The sequence below is a fragment of the Streptosporangium sp. CA-135522 genome (assembly GCF_050949235.1).
GTDB lineage: Bacteria > Actinomycetota > Actinomycetes > Streptosporangiales > Streptosporangiaceae > Streptosporangium.
Genome location: NZ_CP192026.1, coordinates 10,127,693 through 10,139,984 on the forward strand (window position 1 = coordinate 10,127,693; position 12,292 = coordinate 10,139,984).

At 70.2% G+C, this 12,292-nt stretch carries 14 protein-coding genes; 9 read left to right on the forward strand and 5 right to left on the reverse strand.

Features of this window, described 5'->3' with window-relative positions; genetic code table 11:
* Positions 1-112 precede the first annotated feature (112 nt).
* From ACQPYK_RS47480 to ACQPYK_RS47490, 3 genes are all read left to right on the forward strand, one after another.
* Entirely contained in the window at positions 113-1,225 is a 1,113-nt protein-coding gene (locus ACQPYK_RS47480) for a M20 family metallopeptidase (RefSeq protein WP_433247690.1), read from the forward strand.
* A gap of 266 nt (positions 1,226-1,491) precedes the next feature.
* A complete protein-coding gene (locus ACQPYK_RS47485) occupies positions 1,492-2,097 on the forward strand; it encodes a hypothetical protein (protein WP_433247693.1) in 606 nt (201 codons plus the stop codon).
* A 48-nt stretch (positions 2,098-2,145) separates the two neighbouring features.
* On the forward strand, positions 2,146-3,315 hold the full coding sequence (locus tag ACQPYK_RS47490) for a sensor histidine kinase (RefSeq protein WP_433247696.1): 1,170 nt from the start codon (positions 2,146-2,148) through the stop codon (positions 3,313-3,315).
* Between the two features lie 28 nt (positions 3,316-3,343).
* On the opposite strand, the gene ACQPYK_RS47495 is transcribed toward ACQPYK_RS47490, so the two are convergent.
* Positions 3,344-4,135, reverse strand: a complete 792-nt coding sequence (locus ACQPYK_RS47495; RefSeq protein WP_433247699.1) for a winged helix-turn-helix transcriptional regulator — start codon at positions 4,133-4,135, stop codon at positions 3,344-3,346.
* A 221-nt stretch (positions 4,136-4,356) separates the two neighbouring features.
* Here ACQPYK_RS47495 and ACQPYK_RS47500 point away from each other — a divergent pair, with 221 nt between their 5' ends.
* Complete coding sequence (locus ACQPYK_RS47500; RefSeq protein WP_433247702.1) at positions 4,357-5,475, forward strand: epoxide hydrolase family protein; 1,119 nt, start codon at positions 4,357-4,359, stop codon at positions 5,473-5,475.
* A gap of 190 nt (positions 5,476-5,665) precedes the next feature.
* Entirely contained in the window at positions 5,666-6,274 is a 609-nt protein-coding gene (locus ACQPYK_RS47505) for a TetR/AcrR family transcriptional regulator (RefSeq protein ID WP_433247705.1), read from the forward strand.
* A 113-nt stretch (positions 6,275-6,387) separates the two neighbouring features.
* Here the strand turns inward: ACQPYK_RS47505 and ACQPYK_RS47510 are convergent, their stop codons facing one another.
* The gene (locus ACQPYK_RS47510; RefSeq protein WP_433247708.1) at positions 6,388-6,990 is read right to left on the reverse strand and encodes a TetR/AcrR family transcriptional regulator C-terminal ligand-binding domain-containing protein; all 603 of its coding nucleotides are present in this window, start codon (positions 6,988-6,990) and stop codon (positions 6,388-6,390) included.
* Positions 6,991-7,077: 87 nt separating this feature from the next.
* Between ACQPYK_RS47510 and ACQPYK_RS47515 the strand changes: the two genes are divergently transcribed.
* Together ACQPYK_RS47515 and ACQPYK_RS47520 are read left to right on the forward strand one after the other, a co-directional pair.
* Entirely contained in the window at positions 7,078-7,815 is a 738-nt protein-coding gene (locus ACQPYK_RS47515; RefSeq protein WP_433247711.1) for an SDR family oxidoreductase, read from the forward strand.
* A 304-nt stretch (positions 7,816-8,119) separates the two neighbouring features.
* Positions 8,120-9,061, forward strand: a complete 942-nt coding sequence (locus tag ACQPYK_RS47520; protein WP_433247714.1) for a hypothetical protein — start codon at positions 8,120-8,122, stop codon at positions 9,059-9,061.
* A gap of 126 nt (positions 9,062-9,187) precedes the next feature.
* Here the strand turns inward: ACQPYK_RS47520 and ACQPYK_RS47525 are convergent, their stop codons facing one another.
* From ACQPYK_RS47525 to ACQPYK_RS47535, 3 genes are all read right to left on the reverse strand, one after another.
* Positions 9,188-9,661, reverse strand: a complete 474-nt coding sequence (locus tag ACQPYK_RS47525) for a cupin domain-containing protein (protein ID WP_433247717.1) — start codon at positions 9,659-9,661, stop codon at positions 9,188-9,190.
* 114 nt (positions 9,662-9,775) lie between these two features.
* Positions 9,776-10,402 carry an NAD(P)-dependent oxidoreductase gene (locus ACQPYK_RS47530; RefSeq protein ID WP_433247720.1) on the reverse strand — a complete coding sequence of 209 codons (627 nt, stop codon included), beginning with the start codon at positions 10,400-10,402 and terminating at the stop codon, positions 9,776-9,778.
* Positions 10,403-10,465: 63 nt separating this feature from the next.
* Entirely contained in the window at positions 10,466-10,942 is a 477-nt protein-coding gene (locus ACQPYK_RS47535) for an SgcJ/EcaC family oxidoreductase (RefSeq protein WP_433247723.1), read from the reverse strand.
* Positions 10,943-11,017: 75 nt separating this feature from the next.
* Here ACQPYK_RS47535 and ACQPYK_RS47540 point away from each other — a divergent pair, with 75 nt between their 5' ends.
* Complete coding sequence (locus tag ACQPYK_RS47540) at positions 11,018-11,473, forward strand: MarR family winged helix-turn-helix transcriptional regulator (protein WP_433247726.1); 456 nt, start codon at positions 11,018-11,020, stop codon at positions 11,471-11,473.
* Positions 11,474-11,701: 228 nt separating this feature from the next.
* Positions 11,702-12,226 (forward strand): SRPBCC family protein, encoded by a 525-nt coding sequence (locus ACQPYK_RS47545; RefSeq protein ID WP_433247729.1) that lies wholly within the window; start codon positions 11,702-11,704, stop codon positions 12,224-12,226.
* Positions 12,227-12,292: the final 66 nt, after the last annotated feature.

Below are 12,292 nucleotides of genomic sequence, written 5' to 3' on the forward strand. Positions count from 1 at the left end.
CCGACGAACCGGGACACGGCGCAGGACCGGGACACACGAGGCACGGCGCCGGACCGAGGCGCACGAGGCACGGCGCAGGACCGAGGCACGATGCGAAGGGCAGGATGAGGTGATGGATCTCGAATCCCTGCTGGCCGCGGCCCAGGATCTGCTCGCCGTGCCCTCCACCGCCGATCGGCCCGCCGACCTGCACCGGGCGCTCGACCTCGTGCTCGGCTTCGTCGGGCCCGGTTTCACCGTGGAGCGGTTCGAGTCGGGCGGCAAACCGAGCGCGCTGGTCCACCGGCACGCGGAACGCCCGCGCTTCCGGATCATTCTCAACGCCCACCTCGACGTCGTACCGGCCGCTCCGCACCAGTTCCGGCCGCGCCGCGACGGCACCCGCCTCTACGCCAGAGGCGCCCAGGACATGAAGGTGTCGGCGCTGGTGCAGGCCCAGGTCTTCCGCGAGCTGGCCGGCGGCCTGCCGTACCCGCTCGCGCTGCAGCTGGTCACCGACGAGGAGGTGGGTGGGCGCGACGGCACGCTGCACCAGCTGGAACAGGGCGTCATCGGCGATTTCGTGGTCATCGGCGAGCAGAGCCGCCTACGCGTCGTGACCGACTCCAAGGGCATGGTCACCGCCGGCCTGCGGGCCGTCGGCCGGGGCGCCCACGGCGCCTACCCGTGGCTGGGCGACAACGCCCTGCTCAAACTGCATCGCACGGTGGACAACCTGCTGGCCGCCTACCCCGTCGCCACCGAAGAGGTCTGGCGGACCACGGTCAACCTCGCCCGGATCGAAACCCCGAACGAGGCCCGCAACCAGGTTCCCGCCCTGGCGGAGGCGTGGCTGGACATCCGCTTCCCGCCCCAGGACACGGACCTGAACGGCAGGACCGTTCAGGAGGTCACCGCTCACCTGGCGACCTTCTGCGAACCCGGGGTCACCCCCGTCGTCCACCACGTCGATCCGCCGCACCACGCCGACCGGGACCGTCCGGAGGTGCGCCGACTCCAGCGGGCCGCGTGGGACCAGGGATACCGCGCCGGTTTCCTGCGCAAGCACGGCGCCGCCGACGGGCGTTTCTACTACCGGCGAGGCGTCGACGCCGTCATCTTCGGCGTCGGGGGCGACGGCCAGCACGGCCCCGAGGAATACGTCGACACGACCACGGTCGCGCCCTACTACCGGGCGCTCAGGGAATTTCTCCTGGACCCCTGCGGTGTGCCCGCCGTTCCATGAAAACGGCCCGTGGGGCTCCATGAAAACGGCCCGTGGGGCTCCATGAAAACGGCCCGTGGGGCTCCATGAAAACGGCCCGTGGGGCTCCATGACAACGGCCCGCGGACGGGAACGGCCCGGACCGGCTCCCGGAGGCCGCGGCATCGCCCGTGCGAGGGATATCGGCTCCCTCCCGCCGGTGAGGACGAGGATCGCTCTCCCCGGCGATCACTTTCGAGCGGGAAAAATCCAGGATTGAGGCACACACCGACCCCCGGAGCCACCCAGTGAACTCTCGCCTCGCATTCGTAGCCGCCCCCCTGTTCGTCCTGGTCTACGGGATCATCCGAATCCTCGACGGGCTGGACGGCAGCCGAGGTCCCGGCCTCGCCTGGACCACCGGTCACCTCGCCTTCCTCGCCGCTCTGGCCCTGTTCGTGCCCATCTTCTGGGAGATGCGCCGGATGGCGGGCCGCAACGTCCTGTCCACGGTGGGCGCCGCAACCGGTTTCGCCGGCATCCTGGCCGTCTCCGCGCAGTTCACCATCGACCTCGTGGTCGGATTCCTCTCGACCGACCATGCGGAGATGGGCGTGCTGTTCGACCGGATCCAGGCCGTCCCCGGCGTCTCCATCGCGATCTACGACGGCGGTCCCTACCTCTTCTACCTCGGCCAGCTCGCCCTCGTCATCCAGCTCGCCGTCATCGGCCGCGTCAAGGTCTGGACTCCCCTGCTGGTCATGCTCGACCTCTTCCTGCCGATCATCGACCGCGACCTGATCCCGGTGGGAGCGATCTTCCTGCTCGTCTCCTTCGTCCCCCTCGCCCGCCGGCTCACCACCACGGCCGAGCCCGCCGCCCGCTCCGCCGAGCCCGTCGCCGCCCGCGCATAACCACCCCGCCGCATCGGCGAACAGAAGAGGAAGCAAGGATTGGGCACCATGTCTGACTGGCCGCTCCTGGTGACCTTTCGCCGCCGGCTACGAGCTCTCCCGCCCCGGTGGCTGGACGTGGCGCTCACCGCCCTGGTGATGGTGGTGCAACTGTGGCCCTTCCTGTCCCGCGAGAACCCCTATCAGGTGCCCTGGCACTGGTGGGGGTACGCGGTCGTGATCGCCGCCGTGACGCCGCTGGCCTGGCGGCGCAGGATGCCGGTGACCGTGCTGATCATCAGCCTCGGCGCGACCTCCCTGTACGACCTCTCCGGAAACGTGCCCTCGCAGCCGGTCTGGTACGGCGGGATGATCGCGCTCTACACCGTCGCCGCGTACTCCTCCTACTGGCCCCGTGTGATCATGCTCGTCACGGCGCTCGGCGGCGGCATGCTGCTCGTGGGCTCCTCCGACACCGCGTTGCGCGGCATCGTGCTGTTCGCCGCCGCCTACGCGACCGGCAGGGCCACCGCCGTCTCCCGCGCCTACGCGGCGGCGCTGGAGGAGCGGGCCGCCCGCCTGGAGCACGAGCGCCAGGTCGAGGCGGAGCGGGCCGCCGAGCGGGAGCGGGCCAGGATCGCCCGCGACATGCACGACATCCTGGCCCACGCGGTGAGCCTGATGGTGGTGCAGGCCGAGGCCGGGCCCGTGGTGGTCAGAAGCAACCCGGCCAGGGCCGAGGCCGCTTTCGACGCGATCGCCTCCGCGGGGCGCGACGCGATGGTGCAGTTGAGGCGGATGCTGGGCGTGCTCAAGGAGGAGGAGGGGCCGCGCGCGCCGCAACCGACCGTCGACGACCTGCCCGCGCTGGTCGACCAGGTCACGGGCGCGGGAGTCGACGTCGCCTACCGCACCCGGGGCGAACCTCGGCCGCTGCCTCCCGACGTCGGTATCGCCGCCTACCGGATCACCCAGGAGGCGTTGACCAACATCGTCAAGCACGCGGGCGCCTCCTGCGCCGACGTCCGGCTCCGTTGGGAGGACGACGTCCTGGCGATCGACATCACCGACGACGGCCTGGGGTCCGGGCATTCCCTCCCGTCGGGCGGCAACGGCCTGATCGGCATCCGTGAGCGCGCCGCCGCCTGTGGCGGCACCGCGACCGCGGGACGCCGGACCGACGGACCGGGCTTCCAGGTGTCGGTACGGCTGCCGCTGGCCGCCGAGGCGGCCCGATGACCGTCGGGACCGTGGCCTCGTTCCGAGGTCAGCCCGTCTCGTGTCCGCCGGCGCGGGAACGGGCGCGATGCGCCTTCTGCCGGCAGGCCGTACCGCAGAACCGGGCGGGCCGGCCCGTGCGGGCGTGGCTGAGAGGCGCACCGCACACCCCGCACCGCGACGCGCTCCCGCCGGCCCGGCTCACCTCGCCTCCCGCGACCACCATGGCGCTCACGTCGCCGCCGGCCACCGCCCGGATCGCGTCTCGACCGTTGACCGCGGACGGATCGGCGTCACGACCGACGGCCCCGGAACGGATCGCGTCGCGATCCGCGAACGGGGTTGCGTTACGGTCTGCGACCGGAGGACGGGTTTCGTTACGGCCGACGGCCACGCTCTCCTGTTTCGTCGCGACCGGCGCGACGTCGGCACGGGTGTCGTACTCGGCGCGCGCGGCGGCGATCTCGCTCTGGTGCTCCTCCGTCCACGTGACGAGCGACTGGATGGTGTCGTGCAGGGTCACGCCCAGCGGCGTGAGCTCGTAGTCCACCCGGGGAGGCACCACGGGGTGGACGGTGCGGCGCACCAGGCCGTCGCGCTCGAGCTGACGCAGGGTCACGGTGAGCATCCGCTGGCTGATGCCGTCGATCTTCCGGCTCAGCTCGGTGAAGCGCAGGGTACGCCGGTCCAGCAGGGCGATGACCAGCAACGACCACTTGTCCGCGACCCGGTCGAGGATCTGGCGGACCTCACAGTCCTCCCGGGTGTCCCATTGACGGGCGTCGTAGTCGTCATCGGTGCCGGAGCAGTAGGCCGGCGACCTCGAAGTGCCTTCTTCCATCACCCCTCATGGTGGCGCATGACGCCTTTACTTACAAGAAGGAAGTGACAGGTGACGGGAGAACACACTACGTATCGTCCCCGGCGGGCGGGGCGCCACGGGCACGCCCGGGCGAGAGACGGGATGGCGACGGTCGGCAGGTTCGTCGATTTTGTGGAATAAAGCATTCCGTTCTGATAGAGTAAAGGCAGAGCCGAACGGCCCTTCGAAAGGTGAAACCGATGAGCATCAAGCCCTTCCACATCGCCATCCCCGATGCCGACCTCGACGACCTGCGCGAGCGTCTGGCTCGCACCCGCTGGAGCGGCGAGATCCCCGGCCAGGGCTGGACGCGGGGCGTGCCGGTGGACTACCTCAAGGGGCTGGCCGACTACTGGGCCAACGACTACGACTGGCGCAAGGCCGAGGCCCGGCTGAACGAGTTCCCCCAGTTCACCACCGAGATCGACGGCCAGGACATCCACTTCGCGCACGTCCGCTCGGCCAACCCCGACGCCACACCGCTGCTGCTCCTGCACGACTGGCCGGGCTCGTTCGTCCAGTTCGTCGACGTCATCGAGCCGCTGTCGCAGGACTTCCACGTGATCGCCGCCGACACCCCCGGCGTCGGCTTCTCCGGCCCGCTGACCGGCCCCGGCTGGAACACCGGCAAGATCGCCGGCGCGTTCGTCGAAATGATGGACCGCCTGGGCTATGACCGTTACGGCGTGCAGGGCGGCGGTGGCGGCGCCTGGATCGCCATCGAGATGGGCCGCCAGGCACCCGAGCGCGTCATCGGCGTCCACCTCAACGGCCTGGTCACCTTCCCCTCCGACGACCCGGCCGACTTCGCCGACCTGACCGAGGCCGAACAGGAGCGCCTGGCCCGGCTGCAGAACTTCCGCGACGACATGATGGGCTTCAACGCCATCCAGTCCACCCGCCCGCAGACCCTCGCCTACGGGCTGCACGACTCCCCGACCGGACAGCTCGCCTGGGTGGTGGAGAAGTTCAAGGAGTGGACCGACGCGGCCGCCGAACTGCCCGAGGACGCCGTGGACCGTGACCACCTGCTGACCAACGTCAGCCTCTACTGGTTCACCGGCACCGCCGGCTCCTCGGCCAACCTCTACTACGAGATGGCCCACGACCCGAGCGCCTGGGCCCCCAAGGAGCGCGGCACCGTGCCTACCGGCGTGGCCGTCGCCCTGAGCACCGACGTCGCCATCCGCCGCTTCGCCGAACGCGACAGCAACGTCACCCACTGGGCCGAGTTCGAGCGCGGCGGCAACTTCCTGTCCCTGGAGCAGCCCGAGGCGCTGGTCGGTGACGTACGCGCCTTCTTCGCCGCCCTCCGCTGACGACGGGCCCGGGGAGGACGACGGGCCCGGGGAGGACGACGGGCCCGGGGAGGACGACGGGCCCGGGGAGGACGACGGGCCCGGGGAGGTGGGGCCGCCCGCGGGCGGCCCCACGCGGGTGGAGCGCCCCTCCGGTCATGCTTCGGTAACGTAAGAAACCGCCCCGTTTCGCAGTCCGCAGGAGGCATCCTTGACCAAGGCGAGCGCGACGTCGATCCCGGCCAGGCGGCCGACGCGCGCCGACGCGCGCCGCAACCACGACCGGATCCGCGCGGCGGCCGGAGAGGTCATCGCCGAACACGGAGCCGATGCCTCGCTGGAGGAGATCGCGCGGCGGGCTGGCGTCGGATCCGCCACCCTGCACCGCCACTTCCCCTCCCGGCAGGCCCTGCTGGAGGCCGTCTTCCGGGAGCGGGTGGAGATCCTCTGCGCCCGGGCGGGCGAGCTGCTCACCGCCCCCTCTCCCGGTTCCGCGCTGGTCACCTGGCTGCGTGCCGTGGTCTCGCACGCAGCCGCCAATCGCGGCCTGGCCGCGTCACTGATGCCGGGGGCCCGGAACGGGCGGTCGGAACTGGGCGCCGACTGCCACGCGATGATCACGAACGCCGGAGGGGCGTTGCTGACCCGTGCCCAGCAGGCGGGAGCGATACGCCGCGAGGTCGCCATCGCCGACCTGCTCAAGCTCGTCCACGCCATCTCCCTGGCCACCGAGAACGAGCCCGACCACGCCGACCAGGCCGACCGGCTGCTCGCCCTCGTCGTCAAGGGCGTACAGTCCTGCGAGCCGGTCGGCGGCTGACCGGCGCGCCGGCAACCTCATCCGGCAACCTCATCCGGCAGCCTTAGCCGACGGCGTCGGTCGGCATCGTGAGCCGGCTCACGTCAGCCGGCTACGGCGCGGGCACAGGCCGCTCAGGGCAGGCCGATCCCGGTCAGCAGGTTCTTGACGAGCGCTTCGGCGAACTCCTCGGTCAGCGGCTGGTCGGGGATGAGGAGACGGTGGTAGCAGGCACCCCACAGCTGGTCGACGACCACTTCGGGGTCGATGTCCGCCCGTAGCCGGCCACGCCGCTTGGCCCGCTCCAGGGCCTGTACGGCGAGCTCCCTGCGCGGGGCCGAGTAGCGCTCGCGATAGGCCCGCGCCAGCTCGGGGTCGGTCTGGGACTGCCCGATGAGCTCGGGCATGACACGACCGGCGGGGGTGTCGCGCATCAGGTGGACGAAGGCCCGCAGTTGCGCGGTGAGATCGGCGGCGATGTCCCCCGTGTCGGGGAAGGCCAGCGTGGGACCGACGACGCTGAAGTAGCCCTCCAGCGCCAACGCTCCCCTGGACGGCCACCACTTGTGGAGCGTCACCCTGCTCGCGCCCGCCAGCGCCGCGACCTTCTCGATGGTGAAGGCGGCCATGCCCTCGGCGAGCAGGAGCTCACCGGCCGCCCGCAGCACCTCCCGGCGCACCTGGTCGGCCGGGCGGCGGCCACGCCCCCGGCGGATGGGCTCGGTGGACTGGGTCACGGTCTACCTCCGCGATTCATATGGACACTGTGTTCATAACAATATATATGTACATAATGTACATAGCTTTTCAAGGGGGAAACGATCATGAACACCACGTCATCCCGCGTAGCGATCGTCACCGGAGGATCACGCGGCATCGGCCGCCAGACCGTCGAACGCCTGGCCGCCGACGGCTACGCCGTCGTGGTCAACTACGCCGGCAACCAGGCCGAGGCCGACGCCGCGGTCGCCGCCGTCACCGAGGCCGGCGGCCAGGCCATCGCCGTACGCGCCGACGTCGGCGACGAGAAGGCCGTGGCCGCGCTGTTCGACGCGGCCGAGCAGGCCTTCGGCGGCATCGACGTCGTCGTGCACGCCGCCGGCGTGATGATCTTGGCGCCGGTCGTGGACATCGACCTGGACGCACTGGACCGGATGCACCGCACCAACATCCGCGGCACCTTCGTCGTGGACCAGCAGGCCGCCCGCCGCGTGCGGGACGGTGGCGCGATCATCAACTTCTCCACCTCGGTCCTCGGACTGGCCCTGCCCGGCTACGCGGCCTACGCCGCGACCAAGGGCGCCGTCGAGGCGGTCACCCTGATCCTGGCCCGCGAGCTACGCGGCCGCGACATCACCGTCAACGCCGTGGCCCCCGGCCCCACCGCCACCGACCTGTTCCTCGACGGCAAGGACGAGGAGACCATCGCCCGCATGGCCGCCCAGCCGCCGCTGGAGCGCCTGGGCACCCCCGCGGACATCGCCGAGGTCGTCGCCTTCCTCGCCGGCCCCGGCCACTGGGTCAACGGCCAGGTCATCCGCGCCAACGGCGGCATCGTCTGACCCGGCCGCCGCTCCCTCCGGCGGCATCGTCTGATCCCGCCGCTCCCTCCGGCGGCTTCGGCGCCCTGAGCGCCCGGCCCCGGCAGCCGTTTCCAGAAATTTCGCGAATCAGGATAAATCATTCATTGTCCAGTGAAAAGTGGATGGAGGAAAAGGCCGCGGCCGAACACGTGCGAAATTTCCCCTCCGCACGAATCCCGGCCGGAAATGACGGCTTGACGGAGGAAGATCGCGGCCTCACAGTCAGGTGAGTGGCAACTGATCAACACATTTCTTAACTTTCTATCCTTTTTAAGGATGTGTCATGATGCTTACCGATTCCACTGAGAGCCGTCACCAGCCTCCCGCCTCCGCCGTACCGAACCACCGGGCCCGCCTGATCGTTCTCAGCGTGCTCGCCGGCGCGGCCGTCGCCGCCCTGTGGTCCTACCACTTCGTGGACAGCGTGATCGGCGACAACGTCGCCAACACGTTGCTCGGTCACAACGCCAAGGGCACAGCGATCACCAGTGCCGTGGCGGGGGCGGTCTTCGCCTTCGTCTCCGGGCTGGCCGGGACGTTCACCGCCTGCAACGTGGCCGCCTTCGGCGCGGTGGTCCCCCTCGTACGGCACGGCGACTCGCGGCGCGACCGGCTCCGCGAGACGCTGCGCCCGCTCGGCCGGCTCGCGATCGGCATGATCGCGGTCAGCGGAGTCTACGGCGCCGTCGGCGCCCTCTTCGGGGAACGGCTGCCGCAGCTGTCGACCGCCACGGTGGGCGACGGGGTGCCCGTCCGGCTGCTCCAGGCCTGCGTGGTCTTCGGGGTCATCGGCCTGGCGTTCATCTGGTTCGGCCTGGCCGCGCTGCGGCTCCTGCCCGATCCGCTGGCGCGGCTTGAGCGGCGATTTCCGCACGCGCGCCTGGTTGTCCTCGGCGCGCTGGTCGGAGGCTTCCTCATCGGCCGGCCGTTCCCGCTGTTCCACAAGCTGTTCACCTACGCCGCAAAGAACCACGACCCTCTGTACGGCGCGGCCGTGTTCATCCTGCAGTCCCTGGGCAACGTCGTGGTGATGGCGGTGCTGTTCACCGTGCTCATGCTCGCTGCCAAGGGCGGATTCGCCCGATGGCTGACGGCGCGGCCGAGCCGCCTGGTGACGGTGACGGCCGCCGCCTTCATCATCGCGGGCTCCTTCACCTTCCTCTACTGGGACGTGCGACTTCCGGCGATGTTCGGCTACGGCTGGTACCCGGTGGTCGGCTGGTAGCCGTCCGGGATCGCGGGAAACCGGCGTCACGCACTTTTTCCCGATAACAAGCGAAATCGTGATGACAAGTCGAAACGGGCCGAAGTGAGCGGGACGGCGCTCCGGCCCGCCGGATCGGGCATTTGGTTATTTTCCATGATGCGGCGATGAATGGCCGAAGGCGCGGAAATCGATGATGGACGGCGGTGGAAGCGGCTCGTCCTCCGTGCCCGGCGCCGGACTGCGTTCCAGCAACCGGGTGCCGACCACGTGCCCGGCGAACACGGCGTGCAGCCTGACCGTGGCACCCGACCTGTTGCGGAACCCATGGGGAACGCCCGGCGGCACCAGGATCACCGCCCCGGGCCCCACCGGTCTCCATTCCCCGTCGTAGAACGCCTCCGCCTGGCCCTCGTCGACGATGAGGACCTCCTCGTTGGTGTGCACGTGCACCGGGATCACCTCGTCCGAGGCGAGATGCTCGAAGTTCAGCACCAGATCCTTGACGTAGGCGCCGTCGGGGCGGACCGGATCGAGCACCAGGCAGTAGCGGGAGCCCGGCTTGTGGTTGTGCGGGTCTTCGGGGAAAGGGCCGTAGTCCAGCCGATCGATGATGGTCATGGAAAGGAGCATGACTCCGGGCGCTCTTCGAAGGTAGATCGCACTTTTTCGTAACCGCGTGACCCCCGGGTAACCGTCGAGGCAGGACGGCTCGACCGGCTCAGGGGCCCGATGTCATGAGGAGACGGCCACCGGCACGCGGTAGGTGGCGGGGTCGTCGATCCGCCCGAGGATGTAGGCGGCCAGGTCGGCGCGGGAGGTGCGGGGCCCGACGGTCCGGGCGGCGCCGATCGAGACGCGGGGGTGGCCGCCGGCGGGTCCGTCGTTCAGGCCGGTGGGACGCACGGCGGTCCAGTACAGGTCGGTCGCGGCGAGCAGCCGTTCCATGCGGGCCATGTCGGCGTAGGGGTGACGCATGACGCGGTGCAGGACGCGGCCGAACAGCCGCGCGCCGGCGGCGGCGTCTGCCGGGACGGCGAGACCGGCCGAGGAGAGCACGATCAGCCGCCGGACCGGGGCCATCGCGGAGACGATCGCGGCGGTACCGGCGGAGTAGACGGTGGTGGGCCCGCGCCCGGTGGCGCCGAGTGCCGAGATCACGGCGTCGTGGCCGGTCAGCACTCCCTCCAGGGATCCGGGCCGCAGGACGTCGGCGGCGTGCGGGGTGAGACGGGGGTGATCCAGGCCGAGGGCCTGCGGCCGGCGGGCGATCGCGGTGACCGCGTGCCCGGCGGCCAGGGCCTGCTCGACGATGATCCGGCCGGTCCGGCCGGTCGCGGCGACGACGGCGATGGATGCCATGGCGTTGTGCTCCCTGCTCCCTGTTCCGTGCTCTCTGTTCCGTGCTCCGTTCGGCGGCGGCGGTCAGCGCCGCGCCCGGGGCTTGCTGGCGGGCTGGAACCTGAAGGAGACGGCCTCCATCAGGCTCTGGTGCTTGGTCTTCTGGATGGCGGCGATCCGCCAGCGGCCGTCGGCGCCGCGGACGATCGTGTAGGTCTGGACCTTGCCCAGCTTCTTCGGCCTGCCCTTGTAGGTGTCGCCCCGGGTGACGGCGACGGCGGTGTCGGCACCGTAGAAGCGGATGTCCACGATCTCCATGGCCAGCCGGGTGCCCTTGAGGAAGCTGTCGAACAGCACCTGGTGGGCGGCTCCGATCTCCTGGGCGCCCTGGTAGATGGTGCCGACGAAGGTCACGTCGGTGGCGTCGTCGGTGAAGGCCGTGCCGTAGGCGGCGCCGTCACCGCGGTTCCAGGCGTCGCAGGTCCGCTCGAGCAGGGCGCGGACGGCGGCGATGTCGGCCTGGACGTCGGGGGTGTGGTTCATGATGGTGACCCTCTCCATGATAACTTCTTTATAGCAGAATCTTCCTTTAAGATTTATCTGCTCTGAGGAAGAGATTATGGAGAGGGCGGGACGATGTCAACACCTGCGATGCGACCGGACGCCGGCGCGCTCTACCGTCGCTACCTGAGCGCGGTCATGCTGCACGGCCACGCCAGCGCCAAAGCCTGCGAGCTGGGCGCCACCGACCTTTACGCGCTCAACACGCTGGAGCTGACCGGCGCGATGACCCCCGGCGAGCTGGCCGTGCGCACGGGACTGACGACCGGGCCCACCACCCGGCTGATCGACCGGCTGGAACAGGCCGGCTACGTGCGCCGGGTCCCCTCGCCCGACGACCGCCGAAAAGTCATCGTCGAGTTGATCGGCAAGCCCGCCGGCCTGGACGCGGTGATGGCTCCCGCCCGGCACAGGGTCGGCGAGATCCTCCGCGGTTACTCGCCCGAGCAGCTCGAAACGCTCTTCGACTACTTCACCCGCGCCGCCGCCGCCTACCAGGAGGCCACCGACGAGCTCCGCGCCGACGCCTGAACCCGCCGCAGCCCGGACGACACGGGCCTGCTCACCCCACAAAGCACCGACTATCGCCCGAAAAGCCTCAACCGGTATCGAAATCCCCGGATGTATAGGGGTGCCGGCCGCATCATAGGGGTCGGTCGTGGCGGAAAGCCTCTGTCCACGGGCGGGCCGATCGTTCATCGTAGGAGTCGATCGGCGACGGAGGCACTGCGTGAGTGCCATGAGCATGCGGAGGCCTGCATGGAGGACTACGGGGTCACGGGCGCGCGAGTGGATCTGGAGACCACCGTCGAGATGTCACCCGAGCGCTTGTGGGATCTCATCACGGCCGTGCCCCGCCTCGGCGAGTGGAGCCCGGAGTGCGAGTTCGCGGGCTGGCTCGACACCGACGGCACCGACGACTCGGAGATGCGGGAGGGAGTGCGGTTCCAGGGGCGCAACAGCCGCGAGGGAAGGATCTGGACGGTGACGTGCGTGGTCACCGAGGCGCAGCGCCCGCGCACGTTCGCCTGGATGGTCCTCGACCGGAACAACGACCCCGAGCGCCCCTCGTCGAGATGGCGCTACGACCTGGAGCCGGGAGACTCACCGGACCGGACCCTGGTCCGGCACAGCTTCGTCCACGAATCCGGAGAGAGCGGCCTGCGCGACATGATCCGGGGCAACCCCGAGCTCGCCTCGGTGATCCTCGACGTCCGTCTGGGCGAGCTGCGCAAGCACATGGCCGAGACCCTCGACGCGATGACACTGCGATCGACGCGATGACAGCGCGGTGACGCATCGGCGAGAGCGCGGTGACGCATCGATGACACTGCGATGATGCACCGGTGA